The organism is Glutamicibacter sp. V16R2B1 (genome assembly GCF_005774635.1).
GTDB classification, from domain to species: domain Bacteria; phylum Actinomycetota; class Actinomycetes; order Actinomycetales; family Micrococcaceae; genus Glutamicibacter; species Glutamicibacter creatinolyticus.
The window spans coordinates 1-19,109 of record NZ_VATX01000007.1; the positions used below are offsets into that span (position 1 = coordinate 1).

15 protein-coding genes are annotated in these 19,109 nt (G+C 61.3%); 6 read left to right on the forward strand and 9 right to left on the reverse strand.

Annotated features, from left to right (window positions below):
- Window positions 1–158 precede the first annotated feature (158 nt).
- From FDN03_RS04160 to FDN03_RS04190, 7 genes are all read right to left on the reverse strand, one after another.
- Complete coding sequence (locus FDN03_RS04160) at window positions 159–1,688, reverse strand: APC family permease (RefSeq protein WP_138174407.1); 1,530 nt, start codon at window positions 1,686–1,688, stop codon at window positions 159–161.
- 110 nt (window positions 1,689–1,798) lie between these two features.
- Window positions 1,799–2,785 carry a phosphotransacetylase gene (locus FDN03_RS04165; protein WP_212743863.1) on the reverse strand — a complete coding sequence of 329 codons (987 nt, stop codon included), beginning with the start codon at window positions 2,783–2,785 and terminating at the stop codon, window positions 1,799–1,801.
- Between the two features lie 27 nt (window positions 2,786–2,812).
- Entirely contained in the window at window positions 2,813–4,207 is a 1,395-nt protein-coding gene (locus tag FDN03_RS04170) for an aspartate aminotransferase family protein (RefSeq protein WP_138174409.1), read from the reverse strand.
- 130 nt (window positions 4,208–4,337) lie between these two features.
- A complete protein-coding gene (gene alr, locus FDN03_RS04175; RefSeq protein WP_138174411.1) occupies window positions 4,338–5,528 on the reverse strand; it encodes an alanine racemase in 1,191 nt (396 codons plus the stop codon).
- A gap of 110 nt (window positions 5,529–5,638) precedes the next feature.
- On the reverse strand, window positions 5,639–7,147 hold the full coding sequence (locus FDN03_RS04180) for a PLP-dependent aminotransferase family protein (protein ID WP_138174413.1): 1,509 nt from the start codon (window positions 7,145–7,147) through the stop codon (window positions 5,639–5,641).
- An 11-nt stretch (window positions 7,148–7,158) separates the two neighbouring features.
- On the reverse strand, window positions 7,159–8,058 hold the full coding sequence (locus tag FDN03_RS04185) for a universal stress protein (RefSeq protein WP_138174415.1): 900 nt from the start codon (window positions 8,056–8,058) through the stop codon (window positions 7,159–7,161).
- A 39-nt stretch (window positions 8,059–8,097) separates the two neighbouring features.
- On the reverse strand, window positions 8,098–9,588 hold the full coding sequence (locus FDN03_RS04190; RefSeq protein ID WP_171021125.1) for a helix-turn-helix domain-containing protein: 1,491 nt from the start codon (window positions 9,586–9,588) through the stop codon (window positions 8,098–8,100).
- 300 nt (window positions 9,589–9,888) lie between these two features.
- On the opposite strand from FDN03_RS04190, the gene FDN03_RS04195 reads away from it, so the two are divergent.
- From FDN03_RS04195 to FDN03_RS04210, 4 genes are all read left to right on the forward strand, one after another.
- Window positions 9,889–10,494 (forward strand): HutD family protein, encoded by a 606-nt coding sequence (locus tag FDN03_RS04195; protein WP_138174419.1) that lies wholly within the window; start codon window positions 9,889–9,891, stop codon window positions 10,492–10,494.
- 515 nt (window positions 10,495–11,009) lie between these two features.
- A complete protein-coding gene (gene aceA / locus FDN03_RS04200; protein ID WP_138174421.1) occupies window positions 11,010–12,311 on the forward strand; it encodes an isocitrate lyase in 1,302 nt (433 codons plus the stop codon).
- Between the two features lie 129 nt (window positions 12,312–12,440).
- Entirely contained in the window at window positions 12,441–14,078 is a 1,638-nt protein-coding gene (gene aceB / locus FDN03_RS04205) for a malate synthase A (protein ID WP_138174423.1), read from the forward strand.
- A 210-nt stretch (window positions 14,079–14,288) separates the two neighbouring features.
- Window positions 14,289–15,389, forward strand: a complete 1,101-nt coding sequence (locus FDN03_RS04210) for an alpha/beta hydrolase (protein WP_138174425.1) — start codon at window positions 14,289–14,291, stop codon at window positions 15,387–15,389.
- Between the two features lie 13 nt (window positions 15,390–15,402).
- Here FDN03_RS04210 and FDN03_RS04215 read toward each other — a convergent pair whose 3' ends face one another.
- The gene (locus FDN03_RS04215) at window positions 15,403–16,059 is read right to left on the reverse strand and encodes a YoaK family protein (protein WP_138174427.1); all 657 of its coding nucleotides are present in this window, start codon (window positions 16,057–16,059) and stop codon (window positions 15,403–15,405) included.
- Window positions 16,060–16,328: 269 nt separating this feature from the next.
- Between FDN03_RS04215 and FDN03_RS04220 the strand changes: the two genes are divergently transcribed.
- Window positions 16,329–17,675 carry an amino acid permease gene (locus tag FDN03_RS04220; protein ID WP_138174737.1) on the forward strand — a complete coding sequence of 449 codons (1,347 nt, stop codon included), beginning with the start codon at window positions 16,329–16,331 and terminating at the stop codon, window positions 17,673–17,675.
- 28 nt (window positions 17,676–17,703) lie between these two features.
- On the forward strand, window positions 17,704–18,357 hold the full coding sequence (locus FDN03_RS04225) for a DsbA family oxidoreductase (RefSeq protein ID WP_138174429.1): 654 nt from the start codon (window positions 17,704–17,706) through the stop codon (window positions 18,355–18,357).
- Between the two features lie 39 nt (window positions 18,358–18,396).
- Here FDN03_RS04225 and FDN03_RS04230 read toward each other — a convergent pair whose 3' ends face one another.
- On the reverse strand, window positions 18,397–19,038 hold the full coding sequence (locus tag FDN03_RS04230; RefSeq protein ID WP_138174431.1) for a LytR C-terminal domain-containing protein: 642 nt from the start codon (window positions 19,036–19,038) through the stop codon (window positions 18,397–18,399).
- Window positions 19,039–19,109: the final 71 nt, after the last annotated feature.

The window sequence follows — 19,109 nt, forward strand, 5'->3', positions numbered from 1 at the left end:
GCGACACGCGCCTGCGTCCATTTCTCGTTGATGACCAGCAGGACCATTTTCAGTCGGCCCTGCGGTGTCAGCGAAGCGCGGGCATGAGTAATGTAAGACATGAGGACCTTCGTGTGATTCGAGATGAGTGTGGTTACCCATATCGATACCGGAGGTCCTCACCTCTTCTCACACAACGCGCCGTTGCCCACAACCTCCGTGGGAAGAACAGCTAGCTCCGTGCCTGCTGGCCGCGGTGCTCCGAGCACTAGCATGTCGACTTGCTCATCGCTCAGTGTCTTATTGTGCTTACTACGCATGAGGAAGAACAGAACTCCGAGCAGCGTCCACACAGCCAGCGCGATCATCGATTCCTTTCCGAGCACTCCAGGCGACCCAGGAATCAATAGCAACGCCATAAACGTCAGCGAGGTGATCGCCCCAAGCAGGCTGAGAACCTTCTTTGAAGTCGAGTTGACGTCTCCTAGAGAGCTGATTCCCTGTTTGGAATTTGTCGTGCGGAAAAGCTTGAAAGCGCACAAACACGTGTACAGGTAAGCGACCGTTACACCGACAGCCGACATGTCTACTACCCAGGTAAGCGCAGCGCGGCCAAACCACGGGCTGATCAAGCAAACTGCTGCCACAAAGAGAACTCCGTAGTGGGGGGTCTTGTACTTGGGGTGAAGCCGGGCAAACACTGCCGGAATCATCTGCGCGCGCCCCATGCCCAGCAGGATGCGACTGGCCGATACGTAGAAACCGTTCAGCCCCGTGCTGACGCCCATGGTGATGCCGATGGTCAGCAACAGCATTCCTACACCGCCCATGACCGCGGTCAAAGCATCGGCGCTACCCCAGGCCGAAGTCCCATTTGCCAAGGCCTCCCAAGGTGCACTGAAAGCAACTGCCGCAATCATTGCACAGTACAGCAATGCAGCAGCCAACAGAGCCAGCACGATCAGTCGCATGGCTTTGGCCGGAGGAAAATCGAACTCTTCGGCCGCCTGAGGCACATTATCAAATCCGATAAATGCCCAAGGCGCGATGGCGACGATCGCGGCAATAGCGGCAACTGGATTCACTTCAGCGGGAAACGCGGGGGTAGCGTTGCTCAGTACTGCCTGTGGACTGGCCAGGACGCCGACCAGGATGCACGCCACCGCTATCAGCATGATGACGCAGGCGATGAATTGAATTCTGCCCGACAGCGCTGTGCCTCGAATGTTGAGCAGGGCGAAGACGATCAGCACAGTCAACGAGATGGCTACCTCGACGATGTACACATCCCATCCGGCCACGGTGTAGAGGTATCCCTGCTGCACTACGTCCGGCATGAGCTTGCGGAAAAGCAAGGCCATGGCTGAAGCGTTCAGGGCCACAATACAGGTATACCCCAGGGTCAGGTACCAGCCGCAGAAGAACGCGTGTGTACGTCCGAAACCGACAAGCGCGAATGCTAGCTCACCACCGGAAACCGGGAAGGACTTGATCAGGAAGCCATAGCTGACGGCGATAAGAATCATCAGCGCTCCACCGATCATGAAGCCGCTCAAAGCTCCGACGGGTCCGCCGATCGCGAGCCAGTCAGTGGGCAAAATAAACGCGCCCCATCCGACGGCAGATCCCAGAGCAATTGCCCAGACCCACCGGGCCTTAAGTGTTTTGGCTAGGCGTTCGGGCTGTTCTCCCCCTGACGCGGATTCCATAGCGATTCCGGAAGGTCTCGCCGGTTGGCTGGTGTTGCTTGTAGTAGTCGCCTTCATTTTTACCTCGATCTCAAGTGGTGCTGCACTTCTTTGGACTGACTCTTACTCCTTCACGCCTCGGCGGGCGGTGAAGGCAGAGACTGCACCAAGCTGATAAGGGAGACATTTACGATGTCTGAGACGCTCGCCCCACGGGACAAGTCATTGACCGGCGCGGCCAGGCCCTGAAGGATCGGCCCATAGGCCTGCGCTTCGGCTAACCGCTGAGTGATTTTATATCCGATGTTCCCGGCCGCCAGGTTCGGGAATATAAACACGTTGGCTCTTCCGGCTACTTCAGATTGCGGTGCTTTAGCGGCTGCGACAGCGGAATCCGCTGCCGCATCAAACTGAAGTTCACCATCTACGCATAGGCTGGGGCGCCATTGGCGTACCAATTTCGTGGCTTCACGTACCGTCCTAATACTCGGATGCTCGGCGCTTCCGGCTGTGGAGAAAGAAAGCATTGCAACCCGAGGTGTTGTGCCTGTTATTGCTTGAAACGTACCGGCAGTATCGATGGCGATCCGAGCCAGTTGTTCGACCTCGGGGTCGGGTACCACCGCGCAATCGCCGTAGGCAAGATACTGTCCAGACGTCAAGCGCATCAGAAAGCAGGACGATACGGTCGCCCCTTTTTCTGCCGGTCCGACGACACGAAATGCGGAACGCATGATGTCTGCCGTGGGCAGGGTTGCCCCCGCCACAACAGCTTCTCCTTCTCCACATGCGACTTTCGCCATGGCCAGCGCCACCGGGTCTTGCAAGGCCTGGTCCACCGCTTCTGCACCGCGTGGTTCCAGCGAGGAACGCAGGTGCTCCTCAACCGATGAGGTGCGCAGTTCGCGTATCGAACAGTTCCCGACCGCTGCGGCGGGCGCCTGAAGCAAGACTGGTTGGGCACCCAGTCCGCTCAAGATATCCGCAGCGCGCTGTATCCGTTCATCTTGTCCTTCCGGCAAGATGATGCGATGCATGTTCCGGTAGGCAAGAGCTTGTTCGAAACGCTGTAGAAGCATCTGGTCAATGCCGGCGAGATCCACAATGGTGCTGGCCATGGAATGGTCCTTCCTGCGGTCCCGCGCTTAGACGCCTGCCAGCGATTGCACGCTAGTGCGCAAGTACTGATCGGCTGCGCTCATCACATGATCCACCTTGCCCAGCAAGTCATCCAGAACGTCCTGGTCGGCGACCAGCGGCGGGGAGAGCACCAGCATGGTGGCGCCCCGGTTGTCCGGGCGAGTAATGAGATTGACTTCCCGCATCGCCTTCGGCATCACCTGGGTCAGCAAGTGCTTGGATTCTTCCTCAGTCAGTTCTCGTCCAGTGTTCCGGTCACCCATCAGTTCGATTGCATAGAAGAATCCCGCACCTCGGTATTCTCGGATGCTCGAATGGACATCGACCAGCTGGTTCAGTCCATTCTGGAAGTAAGGCTCGAGGCTACGAACGTTGCCTGTAATGTTCTCTTCCTTCAGAGCATCCAGGTTGGCCACGGCCACGGCAGTCGACACGGGGTGGCCGCCCCAGGTGGCGCCATGTGTGAAGATCCCCGCCTGCGGACTGGCGAGCATGCCATCGGCCAGCGGCTTGCGAATGATCACTCCCCCGAGTGGCGCATAGCCACTTGTGGACCCCTTTGCAAAGGTAATCATGTCAGGGACCACATCAAACTTGATGCTGCCGAACCACTCGCCCAGTCGACCGAAGCCCGTAATGACTTCGTCCGCGACCAGCAGGATTCCATGCTCATCACAGATCTTTCGCAGTTCCTGCCAGTAGCCGGCCGGGGGCACCAAGGCGCCGCGCGAGTTCTGAACTGGTTCGGCGAACAAGGCCGCGATCGTGTGACCGCCCTGCTCCTCAATGACCTGCCGAATCGCTTGAACCGAGGGCAGGTCTGCGGCGCTTCCGCCTTCTGGAATCGTTTCTCCCAGAGTATTTGGAACATGGAACACACCGGGCATCAAGTTGCCGAAAGGTTCCTTGTAGGCCGGGATTCCCGTTACTGCCAGCGCACCGAGGGTGGTGCCGTGGTAGGCCATGTTGCGAGCAATGATCTTGGTTCGCTCGGGCTGCCCCTGGCTGCGGTGGTACTGGCGCGCGAACTTGATCGCCGATTCCACGGCCTCAGAGCCGGAGTTGACGAAGAACGTTACATCCAGGTCACCCGGAGCCAAGTTGGCAATACGAGTCGCTGCCTCCACCGCTGCAGGGTGAGCTGAACCCCAGTTCGTCCAGTAGGCCAGTTCGGACATCTGCTCATAGGCGGCCTTCGGAATATCCTGTCGACCATGACCGATGTTCGCGCAGAAAAGCCCTGCCAAGCCATCGAGGTAGCGTTCCCCGGACTCGTCGAATAAGTAGCTTCCTTCGCCCTTGACGATAATCGGCAGATTCTTGTCATTCCACACCTGGCCGGCAGTGAAGTGCGGGTAGAGGTGCTGCTGGGCACGATTGCGGATGTCTGAAGCGGTCATTGCTTTCCTCCTTGATGAAGATCTGATCCTGCCAGCGTTAGATTCACTAACAACTACCAAGATTTGATGTGGTGAATATCACTCTGCCTTGTCGCTGGGTCCTTTCCCAGAGCCACAATGGAGCCAGTTTTTAGGTACCAGATGTTGAATCTCGATAGTTTCGTGGGACTCTTGCGCCAATGCCCGTGAGGATCTCATAGGGTATGGTTCCTGCGGCTTCCGCCCAATGCTCAACTGTTGGTTCGCCATCTTGTGCAGAACCGAAGAGAACGGCTTCGTCTCCCGCCTGGATCGCGTAGTCGCCCACGTCGACCACGAACTGGTCCATGCAAATGCGCCCTATAACGCGGAAGTGCTCGTCCCCGATGCGCACAGGTCCCCTTGAACTGGCACTCCGAACCACACCATCTGCGTACCCAAGAGGCACGACAGCCAGCCGCGTGGCTCGAGCGGTTTTCTCGGTCGCCCCGTAGCTGACAGGTGCTCCAGCAGGCGCTGGCTTCACGTTCACGATCTTCGCGCTCAATCTCATGGCGGGCTGTAGTTGCATCCGTGAAGTTCGGGCTTCACGGGGCAATGGGTTGATGCCATAGACGGCTAGGCCGGTGCGCACCATGTCGAAATGGGCATCGGGGCGGGAGAGGGTTGCGGCAGAATTTGCAATATGGCAAAGCTCTGGTCTGAGCCCCAGATCTCGTGCGACGGCTATTGCTCGACGAAAGTTGGAAAGCTGAGCGTCGATGGAAGGATGCCCGGGTTCATCGGCACAAGCCAGATGGGACCATACCCCGACGATGCGGACAACACCGTTAGCTTCTGCACGGCGGGCGGCTGCGCATAATTGAGGCCATGTCGCTGCGTCGGCGCCACCCCGCCACATGCCGGTGTCGATTTTCAGGTGAATACGGGCAGTGGCTCCGGCTTCTCGGGAGGCTTTGATGATTTCTGCTAGCTGTTCGATGTTGTAAGCCGCTACATCGATCTGCTTGGAGAGTGCGGTGACAAAATCTGCGCCTGGTGCCGCCAGCCATGCGAAAACCGGCGCCTCGATACCCGCGTCTCGCAGGGCGAACGCCTCCTCCAGAACGGCAGTCCCCAGGAAATCCGCGCCACCCCGCAACGCAGCCTCGGCCGAGGGAATCAACCCATGACCATAGGCATCGGCTTTTAGCACGGCCATCACCTTGGATTGCGCGGCAAACTGGCTCAGAAGAGAAACGTTTTTGCTGATGGCAGCCAAATCGATATCGGCATTTCGCTGTCCACGCCCATATTGGGCCTCGGGTTTAGCCGCAAACGCGGCTTCTTGTTGGGCGGTCATAGCGTGCTCCTTTACACACTCGGGTACCTTCCCAACTACTGTCGCCGAAGCAGACTCGCGGCCCTAGACCCAGATCGCACTGGTTTTCCAAGAACCAGCGGTAAGAAGGTCTATAGGCCGAGGCCGTGAACGATTTTCGCCAGTCGTCTTATCCCCGGTTCTATGGCCGCTGCGTCGATTGCGGCAAACCCGAGTCTGAAAAAATTCCGGTGAGTAGACGGATCGTCAAAGAACACGTCACCGCGTTCGATGACGACTCCTTCCCTCAGGCACGCCGCTTGAAGTTCGATGCAATCCAATTCCTGCGGCCCCCTAATCCACACGCTGACTCCTCCGGGTGGAGCCGACACGTCCCAGGGGAGGTACTTTTCAAGTGCTTCGACAAGCAAGCGCCATTTCCGCTGGAGTTGCGTGCGCCGCCGCGAAATTGTTCGATGGTACTGCCCAGAGTCAATCAGCATCGCCATGGCGCGCTGGGGATGCCCGGCGATATGGCGGATGCGGTATCGCCGTTGGCTTCTCAACTCAGCAATGATCACGGGGTCACCAACTATGTACCCCATGCGAAGCCCCGGAGCGAGAAACTTGGTGAAGGATCCCAGATAAACGACGTGCGCCGAATTAGGTAGAGCTTTCAACGCCGGAGTGGGTTTTCCCCGATACCGAAACTCGCTGTCGTAGTCGTCCTCGATTACCAAGGTTCCGCTTGCAAGTGTCGCATCCAAAATAGTTCTGCGGCGACTAACGCTGAGTGTCACATTCGTTGGACTGTGGTGGCTTGGGGTCAAGTAGAGTGCGTCCAAACCAGCAAATGACTCTGGCGGGATCAGCCCATGTTCATCTACGGCCAGAGGGCGCAGTTCAGCTCCAGTACGCGCGAAAGTATGACGAGCGTCCACGTAGCCAGGATCCTCCACGGCAACTGTTGAGCGGCTATCCATGATCGTCTGGGCCAGAAGATCTAGTCCTTGTTGCGAACCCGCGGTTATAAGTACGTTCTTGGGCTCGGCAACAATCCCGCGGGACGGTAGCACTCTGCGGCACAGAACATCAATCAGGTAAGGGTCATCCTCATCGACAGAGTCGCGTAAGGAGTAATGCAAGTGTGGTGGATCCAGCGCTTCCCGCAATGCCCGAGCCCACGCCAAACGCGGGAAATCGCGTTCGTCAACCTGCCCGGCGACAAACGGATAGCGGTGTTCTCGCCAATTGCTTACCTTGGTGATTTCGGGCCTGTCTGCGCCTACGCGCGGACGAATATGCTGACTCCAGTCGATGGCCGTGGGGCCAACAACCGCGTTGTGGGGCAAAGGCGCAGAGGCGTCTAAGATCTGAGCATTGATGAAATAGCCGCGTCGAGCGTGGGATTCTATGATTCCAGAGGCCAGCAACTCCTGGAAGGCCGCATTTACTGTGTTTCGTGACAACCCGAGCTCGCGTGAAAGCTCCCTGGAAGAAGGCAGAGGAGCGTCTGGAGCAAAGCCGCCCACGCGGATCTGATGCTCTAGAGCTCGACGCAACTGCCGGTAAAGCGGCTCTCCGACCTCGGAACTGATCGAGATTGGGGCAAGAATCTGCTCATACACTTCAGGAGCAGGTTTCTGAGAGTTATTCGTCATGTCAGCGTCACTCAGAGCTGGATTGAGTGCGTGGAATTTCTGCTCAGGTGGTACCGGGGAACTACCACCATGGGCACAGGAAGAGCCCGGAGCATTTTGTTGGCGGTTGTTCCCATGAAAATCGTGCTCCGCTCGGCCAGACGGCTGGAACCGATGAGAACAATTTCGGATTCGTCCCATTCCAACTGCTCAATAGCCGCCTCAATCGTCTTTCCCTGAGCCACTTCGGCAGTTACGAGAGTTCGATGGGCTACGGCCGCCACGGCCTGATTGAGCATTCGTGTGGCATGCGCCTGCGCTCGTTGTTGCAAATTGCCAACTTTACGCGCGGCGCTGAGATCCAAGGCAACCAACGACACGAGACGCAACGGAACATGGCGTAATGCTGCGGCTTCAACGGCTACGTCTAAGACGGCATCAGATCCGGAACGCAGTCCCACACCGCAGGTAAAACGTGTGAGGTGACGCGGCGGAAGATACCCTGTTGGTGCCAAAGCCACCGGAACCGGTGATGAATGCAGAAGGGCATTGGCAACACTTCCGACAGTAAAACGCCGCAGTGGGCCATGACTCGCTGCGCCAATAACGACCAGGTCAGCGTTAAAACTGGAAACACTCTCCAACAGCCCTTGAGCCATCGAGTCTGCGAAACGGACCCGGGCCTGAGCGTTTATCGACGAAGGTACCAGGTCCAAGGACCTCTTCATCCATGTTTGCGCAGTTTCAAGCTGGTACTGCTGAAACACCTTCTCGCTCTGGGTAGACGCATCTTCCGGGGAGACACCGTGAATGATGTGCACAAGTTCCAGCTCCACCTGATCAAGCTCAGCCAGGGAACGGGCCAAGGTCAAAGCCAGCGAAATCGCGGCTCGTCCCCGTTCATCATCGGTACAACCGATTACATACTTCAAGCTTCACTTCCTTCTAACGAGATATCTGACGGTGCTAGGTCACTTGATTTGCGCATGATGATGGAGGAAGGCGTAAACCTCTGTTTCGTCAACACCGGGGAATGCGCCCTGCGGCATCGCTGCCAAAAGATGAGTCTGAGCTCGGGCGCTTGGCCATGCCTGCCCTGCCCACTCTTGTTGCAGATCGTGAGGGGGCCTACGACAACAGGAAGGGTCTGGGCAGGTTGAAGTTGATCGCTCAGTTGTATCGCGGCCGCGAAACCATTTGACATGGACATATGGAACCCCGATACTCAGCGAGAATCGGCCGCTGGTCGAACGCTCGGTACGCGCCGTGCACCAGAACGTTCCTGCAATCGTATCCGTGTATTGGTTAAATGCACTGAACTGGTCTGGAACGTTAAAGACTTCTCGGCTGGTCCAGTACCGGCACACCGACTGCCCTTCGATCGCGCCAATGTGATCCTGCGGAAAATTCACGCCGTCATTCTCATACGCCTTGTGAATGATGCCTGACTCGTGCACCTTCTGGAAATGCACCGGAATTCCCAGATGTTCTGTCGCAAGATTGGTGAAACGGTGAGCTGCCGTCTCGTAGGAAACAGCAAAAGCGTCCCGGATATCTTCCACTGCGATTTCGCGGGCTTCCTTTGCGCGTTGCAGAAAATCGACAGTAGCTTTTTCGGGCATCATCAGCGCTGCAGCAAAGTAATTGGTAGAAACTCGTTGTCTCAGAAATTCGGCGTAGTCCTTCGGCGTTTGATGCCCAAGTACCTGATGTCCGAAAGCCTGCAGAAGGACCGAACGTGTGCTGAACTCCGATCGAGACGACTGTGTCAAGTAAATGCGCTTGTTTTTCAGGTCGGTTACGGATCGTGTCGAGTGAGGGAGGTCAGACACATTGTGGAGTGTAAAGCCCAGGTGACTCGCGATATCGGTAATCTGATGTGTTGACAGCGGTCCCTCGGTTTGGCCGATTGCTTTCAGCAACGAGCTGGCTTCTTCCTCTAAGGACGGGAAGTAGTTGTTTCGTTGCCGCATCTCTTCACGAAGTTTGGTGTTCGCCCGCCGCGCCTCCTCCGGTGTCGCTGCTTGTTCATTAAGTCGTCGTTCCAGTTCTCGTTGCAGCCCCACCAAGGATTCCAGCACATCCATGGATAGCGTGCTGCTAACGCGGACCGTCGGCAGGCCCAACGATTGATATAAGGGCCCTCGCTGAGCCCGCTCCAGTTCGATTTCGAGTGCTGCCCTTCTGGAGGGCGGCTCAGTACCAAGAAGGTCATCGATACCGACTTCTAGGGCTCGGGCCAAAGTTCTGAGAAGTGAAAGCTTCGGTTCCCGTTTGCCGTTTTCAATGAGCGACAGCTGGCTGGGTGCTGTATCCACGAGTCCGGAAACATCATCGAGGGTGAAGCCCTTTTGCTTCCGAAGGTGCCGAATCCTTCGTCCAAGCGCGATGGAATCTAGCTCTGCGCGTTCGGAATCGTCTGATTCACCGGGAACCTGCCCGCTCCATGTGGTAGTCGTCACACGCACAGTCTAGGAAAGAACTGAGATACTTTCCAGCCTTTGGTAATTTCGTTGCCGTCCTTGAATACCTGTGGTGCGTACGCCGTCAAAGAATCCCTGAAATTACAAGATGACTCATGGCAGGAGCTCCAGGTCCTGGAAAACCGGAACACGCTTATAGTCTTCGCCTCGTGAGTCCTTTAGGACCGAGTCCGCATCGAGTAGGCCGGAAACCTAAGGTGCCGGAGATCTCTGCGTGTGCGCTTCTTTGTCGTTCACCGCCGGTACCCCGACTCAAACTACGACCCTTAGACTCGTACCATGAGCGAAAACGTCTCGTCATACACGCCCGGTTCAATCATTCCACTTGCCACCAGCACGAAGCGGTCGTGGGAGTTGGGGGACATGCGACAAATAGCCACTGGAACAGTCTCCCAGAAGGGACTACTAGTGCCATCATCGAATGACGAGACATCATGGTTTCTTTCGGTTCGGTCCGTAGAACGCGCTGGTATTTTTGAGACGTCAATGCTCCGACAGACTGTGACTATTATCGAAGGCGAGTTCCTCCAGCTAAAGGTTGAGGGAAAGAGTCAAGGCCTCGAATTATTTCGACCTCTTACTCTTGCCGATAGGTCATCAATCGAAGCCGCCCGCCCCATGGAACAACTGCTGATTCTTCATCTGGCGCATGACACATCCAAGGTAAGCGGTGTCGTCCGCCTGGTCGAACTGTCCAAAAACCGCGAGCAATATCTATTTGACGGGCAACTCGGCGTCCTCATCCAAGGACAGGCCATCGTGAATACCGCCGATAACGAGTCCCGCATGATGTTGCGTGACACGGTCATCGGTAGCGAGTCAGAAGGCGTTAGATTACACGGGCGGGGGACGCTCGCCGTCGTTTCTCTGGACCGAAACGGGTAAACAGCACCTCGCTACCCCTGCGAACCCGCACTCAGAGTTAAGCCCGCGCCTGGGAATAAGGGCCGTCTATGCTCGGAATTGCCCACCCATCCCACTGCATGGCCATGCATTCGCTATACCTCGGTTGTATAGCCGGGAGGCTTTTTGGAGTTCCGACACATTGCAAACTTCCGGGCGGCTTCTTGCGCGCAGTTCTGTACCACCACTGCAAGCGGTTCCCTCTTATCCACGAATCGCACCACGTTGCGCTTGCAAAAAACCCTGAAATCTATAATTTGACGATTCTTCTGGGTTGAATCCTCAAAAATCGCACGTTCTTCATGATCCACCTCATAGATAAGCGAAAAAAACTAGTTCTTCTCACGCCATCAATAATCGGAGATCTTTCCTTGGATAACCTCTAGCAACACTCTTGCCCCTGGGGAAAAGTAGTTGTCACGAGGAAGTCCACCGGCAAGATCCGGCAAGACCGGAGCATCACCGGTAGAGGACGACAGCTGACGAAGGAGCAGGACATGACCGATCAGAACACCACCGAGAACCGGATTGCAACCCTTGAGAATGACTGGGCAAACAACCCGCGCTGGGCGGGGACCACCCGTGATTACTCGGCAGCCGAGGTCGTCAAGCTCCAGGGCCGAGTCCAAGAGGAGCATACACTGGCCAAACGCGGTTCGGAAAAGCTGTGGAAGCAGCTGACTGAAGAAACCCCGACCGGCGGCTACACGAACGCACTGGGCGCCCTGACCGGCAACCAGGCGGTCCAGCAGGTCAAGGCCGGCCTGCGTGCCATCTACCTTTCCGGCTGGCAGGTCGCCGCGGATGCCAACCTTTCGGGCCACACCTACCCGGACCAATCGCTGTACCCAGCCAACTCGGTGCCGCAGGTTGTGCGTCGCATCAACAATGCCCTGTTGCGCGCCGACCAGATCGAATTTTCCGAAGACATCAAGACCGTCGAGGACTGGCTGGTTCCGATCGTCGCCGACGCCGAAGCCGGCTTCGGAGGGCCGCTGAACGCCTACGAACTGATGAAGTCGATGATTACGGCTGGCGCCTCAGGCGTGCACTGGGAAGACCAGCTGGCCAGCGAGAAGAAGTGCGGCCACCTGGGCGGCAAGGTCCTGATCCCCACCCAGCAGCACATCCGCACCCTGAACGCCGCCCGCCTGGCAGCGGACGTCGCCGGCACCCCGAGCGTGGTCATCGCCCGTACCGATGCAGAGGCCGCCACCCTGATCACCTCGGACGTGGATGAACGCGATCAGCAGTTCATTACCGGCGAACGCACCGCGGAAGGCTTCTACAAGGTGCAGAATGGCATCGAGCCGTGCATCGCCCGGGCCAAGGCCTACGCGCCCTACTCGGACCTGATCTGGATGGAAACCGGCACCCCCGACCTGGAAGTGGCCCGTCGGTTCGCCGAAGCTGTCAAGTCCGAGTTCCCGGATCAGATGCTGGCCTACAACTGCTCACCGTCGTTCAACTGGAAGAAGCACCTGGACGACGCGACCATCGCCAAGTTCCAGCGCGAGCTGGGCGCCATGGGCTTCAGCTTCCAGTTCATCACCCTGGCCGGCTTCCACGCCCTGAACTACTCGATGTTCGACCTGGCCCACGGCTACGCCCGGGACGGCATGAAGTCCTACGTCGACCTGCAGGAGCGCGAGTTCGCCGCCGAGGACCGCGGTTACACCGCCACCCGGCACCAGCGTGAGGTCGGCACCGGCTACTTCGATGACATCTCGACCACCCTGAACCCGAACGCTTCGACCCTGGCCCTGGTGGGATCCACCGAAGAAGGCCAATTCCACTAAACCGGCTCACTTTTCGAGCCTTGGTGGGGTCTGAAACGCCCCGGCAGCCGACAAACTCAACACCAGTCGTCAGCGGTTGCCGGGGCCCACGGGCCCCACCAGCCATTAAGTCTTTAAGGATATGCAGCCATGAACTCCCCAATCACTTTGAACACCGTGTCCATCACCGCTTCCCCGGTGCGCTACCAGGAACAGATCCTGACCGCCGACGCACTGGATTTCATCGCCAAGCTGCACCAGGCATTCGAATCCCGCCGGGTGGAACTGATGCAGCGCCGCCAGCTGAACCGGGCCCGCATCGCCAACGGCCACGACCCGAAGTTCCTGGATTCCACCCGCCATATCCGCGAAGACAACAGCTGGCAAGTCGCCCCGGCCGCGCCGGGCCTGGAGGACCGCCGCGTGGAGATCGCCGGCCCCATCGACCGCAAGTCCACCATCAGGGCACTGAACTCCGGTGCCAAGGTGTGGATGGCCGACATGGAGGACCAGTGCTCCCCCACCTGGGCGAACGTCATCAAGAACCAGGTGAACCTGCGCCGGGTGCTGGACGGGACCATTGACTACACCACCGTGGAGGGCACCGTGCTCACCCCGCACAGCACCGAGCTGCGCGAGCTGCCCACCATCGTGGTTCGCCCCCGTGGGCTGCACCTGCCGGAGAAGAACATGCTCATCGACGGCAAGCCGATCGCTGGCGCGTTCGTGGACTTCGGACTGCACTTCTTCCACAACGCCCAGCGCCTGATCGCCGCCGGGCGCGGCCCGTACTTCTCCCTGCCGAAGCTGGAGAACCACGCCGAGGCGCGGCTGTGGAACGACGTGTTCATCCTGGCCCAGGACCTGCTGGGCATCGAGCAGGGCACCATCCGCGCCACCGTGCTGATCGAGACGATCACCGCCGCGTTTGAGATGGAGGAGATCCTCTACGAGCTGCGCGACCACTCGGCCGGCCTGGTGGCCGGACGCTGGGACTACATCTTCTCGATCATCAAGAACTTCCGTTCCCGCGGCGCCCGGTTCGTGATGCCCGACCGCGACTCGGTGACCATGACCAGCCCGTTCATGCGGGCCTACACCGAACAGCTGGTGCGCGCCTGCCACCGCCGCGGGGCGCTGGCGATTGGCGGGATGAGCGCGTTCGTGCCCAACCGCAAGGATCCGCGCATCAACGAGCAGGGCTTCGCCGAGGTCAACGCGGACAAGTCCCGTGAGGCGGCCGAGGGCTTTGACGGCTCCTGGGTGGCGCACCCGGACCTGGTGCCGGTGGCGATGAAGGCCTACGACAACGTGCTGGGCGAGAATCCGAACCAGGTCTCCAGGCTGCGTGAGGATGTGCAGCCCTCGGCCTCCGAGCTGCTGAACGTTTCCGGGCTGGGTGGGCGCATCACCGAAACCGGGATCCGGGACAATGTGGAGATCGGCATCCGCTACATCGAGTCCTGGCTGCGCGGCAACGGCGCGGTGACCATCCGCAACCTGGTGGAGGACGCCTCCACCGCGGAGATCTCCCGTTCCCAGCTGTGGCAATGGATCCACCAGTCGGCGATCACCGACGAGGGCGAAGTGGTCACCCGGCATTGGGTGAGCGAACTGGCCGAGGAAACCATGGAGAAGATTGAGCGTTTCGAAGGTGACCGCTTTGAGGAGGCCATGGAGATCTTCGAGGCCTGCTCGCTGCGCGATGACTTCCCGACGTTCCTGACCTCCAACGCCTACCTGCGCTACCTGGACAAGCCGGCCCGCCAGTACGCGATGGCCAGCTAATCCCGCAAGGACCTGCGGCACCCGCCAGCGTTCCACCAGGTTTCGGCCCCCAAGTTCCCGGTTCCGGCACTGTTGCCCGAACCGGGGGCGAGGCGGGCCGGGGCCCCAGGAATCCGCGGCGGGTGCCGCTGTGCTGTGCCCGGGCGCTGCAGCTGTGCGCCGGGACCGGGGGCGGAGGGACCGGTGGCGGCCAGCGCCTATGCTGGAGGCATGGCAGCAGAATGGGACCGGCAAGGGCAGGGATGGACCGCTGACGTGCTCGGCGAGGACTTTGAGTGCCGGGTGCTGCCGTTGCCCGACGCTGAGCAGGCCACCCTCATCCGGCACCGTCCGGCCCGCTGGCGCCGCGCCGTGGGCGGGGTGCTGCGCGGGCACTCGGTGCTCTACCTGCACGGCTGGTCCGACTACTTCTTCCAGCGCGAGCTGGCCGAGTTCTTCAGCGCCGCCGGGGCGGACTTCTACGCGGTGGACCTGCGCAACTACGGGCGCAACCTCACCGCGCAAAGCACACCGGGGTACATCACGGACCTGCAGGAGTATTTCGCCGAACTGGATGCCGCCCACCGGATCATGAGCGCCGAGCACCCGCAGAACCGGGTGGTGCTGCTGGGGCATTCCACCGGCGGGCTGACCGCGTCCCTGTACGCGGCGCAGAACCCGCAAAAGGTGGATGCGCTGGTGCTCAACAGCCCCTGGCTGGAATTCCAGGCCACCGAGTTCGGGCGCACCGCAATCTCCGCGCTGTTCGCCGCCGGCTCGCGGCTGAACCCGCTGCGGGAACTGCCGCGGGTGGACCCCGGGTTCTATACCCGCAGCGTCTCCAGCGCCTACGACGGGGAATGGGACTACAACCTGCAGTGGCGTCCCCCGCAGGGCTTTCGGATCACCACCGGGTTCGTCAACGCCGTGTTCCGCGCCCAGGCCACCGTGGCCAAGGGCCTGGAGCTGCAGCAGCCGGTGCTGGTGCTGCTCTCCGCCCGCGACTACCTGCTGCCGCGCTGGACCCCGGACGCCACCCGCGCGGATGTGGCCCTGAACGTTCAGGTGGTGGCCCGGCGCAGCGTGGACCTGGGCGCCAACCTGTCCCTGCTGCGCCTGGACGGGGCGCTGCACGACATCTTCCTCTCCGTGCCCCAGGTGCGCCAGCGCGCCTACCTGGCCGTTGGCTCCTGGCTGGATGCCCAGCGCCACCGGATGGCCGGGTCCCGGCTGCAGGCGCTGGCCCGCAGGGTCACCGAGGACACCGCCGCCCGGCGCAGCGCCGCGGCCACGCCAGCGGATGGGGCCGGGCAGCAGCCGGTCGCAAGGTAGCGCTCGGCTGCGGCTAGGTGCGCAGGGCTCGCTGCCGCCGCTCATGGTTCAGCCCCAGGGTGGCCCACAGCAGCATCGCCGCGGCCGCGATCCACAGCACCGCCAGCCCGAACGCCAGGTAGCTGATCGCCCCCAGAAGCGAGCCCAGGGTGATCATCGCCCACAGCACCGCGTAGGGCGCCCACATCCCCCGGTTCCCGCCGCTGAGCGCCGCCGCCAGCTGCTGGCCGAGCTTGACCAGCGTGCCGGTCATGTAGGTCAGCCCCATCGACACCTCCCCGGAGCGGGTGTAGCTCACGTTCACCGCCCCCATCGCACTGGCCAGCACGCAGGCGGTGAGCACCTGCCCGCGCTCGCCGAGCAGCGCCGCTACCACCAGCAGGGCCCCGGAAATGTACATCACGATCGGCCGGCGGTGCACCCGGGCCCGGGCGCCGACCAGCGTGGCCAGGATGACCCCGAGCACGAAGCAGGAGACAAACGCCATCGCCAGCCACCACCCGGTCACATCCCCGCCGGCCAGCGCCGCCGAGGAGCGGGTGGAGTTGCCGGACATGAACGACAGGAAGTACCCGGAGTAGTGGATGAACCCTACCCCGTCCACGAATCCGGCGATCGCCGTGATCGCGCCGGCGAAGAACACTCCCCGCCACGACAGGTTTCTGGCCACCACTTCCCCCTTTACCCAGGCCCCGGCGCGTGCCTGCGGTCAACCTCATATTGACTTGCGCCACATCAGTACCCAAAAGGGCGCGGCAGCGCGTATGATTTTCACGGTTCGACGTCCACCGCCGCGCAGGTGCCGGCGCAAGGCCGGCAGAGCGGTGCGCGGTAGGCGCGTCACCGACTCCAATCTAGCCAACCAGGAACCGAGTTCGCACCGTGAGTGAAACCCAGCAGGCCCTCGCCCGGGGCCTGAATGCCCGACACATCCGCTTCATGGCCCTGGGATCGGCCATCGGCACCGGGCTGTTCTACGGCTCCTCGGCCGCCATCCAGGCCGCCGGACCGGCGGTGCTCTTCGCGTACATGATCGGTGGCGCCGCGGTGTTCGTGGTGATGCGCGCCATGGGCGAGATGGCGGTCAAGCACCCGGTCTCCGGCTCCTTCGCGCACTACGCCGCGCGCTACCTGGGGCGTTTTTCCGGATTCGTCACCGGCTGGACATTCACCTTTGAGATGGCGATCGTGGCGATCGCCGACGTCACCGCGTTCGGCATCTACATGGGCTTCTGGTTTCCGCAGGTCCCGCGCTGGATCTGGGTGGCGGCGGTGGTGCTGCTGATCCTGGTGATCAACCTGATGAAGGTCAAGGTGTTCGGGGAAACCGAATTCTGGCTGGCGGTGATCAAGGTCAGCGCGATCGTGGCGATGATTGTGGCCGGCGCCGCGCTGATCGTCTTCGGGTTCCACGCCCCCGGGCAGGACACCGCCCCGGGCCTGGACACGCTGCTGGCCGCCGGCACCCTGTTCCCCAACGGCTTTACCGGCCTGCTGCTCTCCTTCGCCGTGGTGATGTTCGCCTTTGGCGGCATCGAGACCATCGGCATCACCGCCGGGGAGGCCGATGACCCGGCCCGGGCGGTGCCCGCCGCGATCAACACGGTGCCGTGGCGGATCCTGCTGTTCTACGTCGGTTCGCTGGCCGTGATCATGATGCTCTTCGACTGGCGCCAGATCGACGGGACCACCTCCCCGTTCGTGCAGATCTTCGACGCACTGGGCATCCCGGCCGCCGCCCACGTACTGAACTTCGTGGTGATCACCGCGGCGATCTCCGCGATCAACGCGGACACCTTCGGCGCCGGGCGGATGCTCTACGCACTGTCCCTGAAGGGCCTGGCCCCGCGCTCCTTCACCCGGGTCTCGGCCAACGGGGTGCCGTGGATGACCGTGCTGGTGATGGTGCTGGTGCTGGTGATCGGGGTGGTGCTCAACGTGCTGCTGCCCGAGCAGCTGTTCCTGATGATCGCCTCGCTGGCCACCTTCGCCACCGTCTGGGTGTGGGTGATGATTCTGGCCTCCTACCTGTCGATGCGCCGGGAAATGGGACGCACCGGCGGCAAGCGCAACGCGTTCGAGGTGCCCGGCGGCAGCCTGAGCGCCTGGGCGGCGCTGGCGTTCATGGGCTTTGTGGTGGTGCTGCTGGCGTTGAGCGCCGAAACCCGGGTCGCGCTCTACGTGGGCGCCGGCTGGCTGGTGCTGTTGGGCATCAGCTACAAGCTGCTGGTCAAGGCCCCGGCCGCGCAGGCGGTGGACGCCCCCTCGGGCAGCGGCCGGGAATAAGCCCGCCCGGCCCCGGGTTGGCACCGACATGAGTGAACAACGTCTTCGCGTGGACATCTGGTCCGACATCGCCTGCCCGTGGTGCTTCATCGGCAAGCGCCGCTTCGAGTCCGCGCTACAGCAGCTGGACTTTGCCGACCAGGTCGACGTGCACTGGCACGCCTTCCAGCTGGACCCGAGCCTGCCCGAGCATTATGCGGGCACTGAACTTCAGTACCTCAGCGAGGTCAAGGGAATGCCGGCCGAGCAGGTGCAGGGCATGCTGGAGCACGTCACTGCCCAGGCCGCCGGTGAGGGGCTGTCCTACGACTTTGAGAAACTGCGTCCGGCCAATTCTTTCAACGCGCTGCGGCTGCTTCAGTTCGCCAAGCAGCAGGGGCAGGGCTCGGCGATGAAGGAGGCGCTGCTCTCGGCGCACTTCGAGCGCGGCCTGGACACCGGCGACCGGGAAACCCTGGCCGACCTGGCCGCCGCGGTGGGCCTGGATCGTTCGCAGGCGCTGGACGTGCTGGAAACCGATGCCCACGCCGATGAGGTGCGAGCCGACATCGACCAGGCCCGCCAGCTGGGCATCAGCGGGGTGCCGTTCTTCGTGCTGGAGGGCAAGTACGGGATCTCCGGGGCGCAGCCAGCCGAGAACTTTGTCCAGGCGCTGCGTCAGGTGCGCGCCGAGCAGGGCTAGCGGCAGGAGACCGCCGGCAGCCCTGCCGTCCGGCTTCTTCTACTTCTTCGCCGCCGACGCGGCACACTGCAGGGGACCCGGCGTCTTGTCCAGGCGCCGGGTCTTGGTCATTTCGGCGAACTTCGCACCGATTTCAAAGTCCACCTGCGCCCCGCGCTTGTCCTTGTCGAACACGTACACGGCCCCATCCAAGTGCCGCTGCAGGGTCAGCGCCTGCGCATAGCCCTGCGGGCCGGAAACCACCGCGCCCACCGTGTCCGCGTAGTCGCTGACCGCGCTGGTGATCAGCGCAATCTGAAAACCGCGCTGGGACAGCTTCTGTGCGGTGCTGCCGCCCAGGCCGTTCTGCCCGCCCGCGTTCAGCACCCGCACCTCGACCTCGCTCGGATCCAGGTAGGTGAAGTCGCGCTGCGGGCATTCGGGGTTGGCAATCGGCTGCTGCTGGTCGGCGGCGGCCGGGGTCTGCCGCTGCCCGGATAGCTGGATCTTCTGCGTGAACACCAGCAGCGCCACGACCAGCACGACGGCCACCAGTGCGCTGAGCGCGCCGAACACGGCGTTCTGCCGCCGGCGGCGGCGCCGTTTGGCCTGGGCGTCGGACTGGAAGGACAGCTCATCCTCCCCCACAATCCGCTGCCCATGCCAGGTGTTCGCGTCCTGGGGTTCCTGCTCGCCGCTCATGGCCCACCTTTCCGGGCCCGCGCGCCGCGCTCCGTAGTGGCCGGCCCGGCCGGGGCGACGTCGATGCCCTG

Coding starts and splice junctions, on each gene's coding strand:
- FDN03_RS04160 (WP_138174407.1), bottom strand. CDS start 1,688: ATGGAATCCGCGTCAGGGGGAGAACAGCCCGAACGCCTAGCCAAAACA.
- FDN03_RS04165 (WP_212743863.1), bottom strand. CDS start 2,785: ATGGCCAGCACCATTGTGGATCTCGCCGGCATTGACCAGATGCTTCTA.
- FDN03_RS04170 (WP_138174409.1), bottom strand. CDS start 4,207: ATGACCGCTTCAGACATCCGCAATCGTGCCCAGCAGCACCTCTACCCG.
- alr (WP_138174411.1), bottom strand. CDS start 5,528: ATGACCGCCCAACAAGAAGCCGCGTTTGCGGCTAAACCCGAGGCCCAA.
- FDN03_RS04180 (WP_138174413.1), bottom strand. CDS start 7,147: ATGACGAATAACTCTCAGAAACCTGCTCCTGAAGTGTATGAGCAGATT.
- FDN03_RS04195 (WP_138174419.1), top strand. CDS start 9,889: ATGAGCGAAAACGTCTCGTCATACACGCCCGGTTCAATCATTCCACTT.
- aceA (WP_138174421.1), top strand. CDS start 11,010: ATGACCGATCAGAACACCACCGAGAACCGGATTGCAACCCTTGAGAAT.
- aceB (WP_138174423.1), top strand. CDS start 12,441: ATGAACTCCCCAATCACTTTGAACACCGTGTCCATCACCGCTTCCCCG.
- FDN03_RS04210 (WP_138174425.1), top strand. CDS start 14,289: ATGGCAGCAGAATGGGACCGGCAAGGGCAGGGATGGACCGCTGACGTG.
- FDN03_RS04220 (WP_138174737.1), top strand. CDS start 16,329: ATGGCCCTGGGATCGGCCATCGGCACCGGGCTGTTCTACGGCTCCTCG.
- FDN03_RS04225 (WP_138174429.1), top strand. CDS start 17,704: ATGAGTGAACAACGTCTTCGCGTGGACATCTGGTCCGACATCGCCTGC.
- FDN03_RS04230 (WP_138174431.1), bottom strand. CDS start 19,038: ATGAGCGGCGAGCAGGAACCCCAGGACGCGAACACCTGGCATGGGCAG.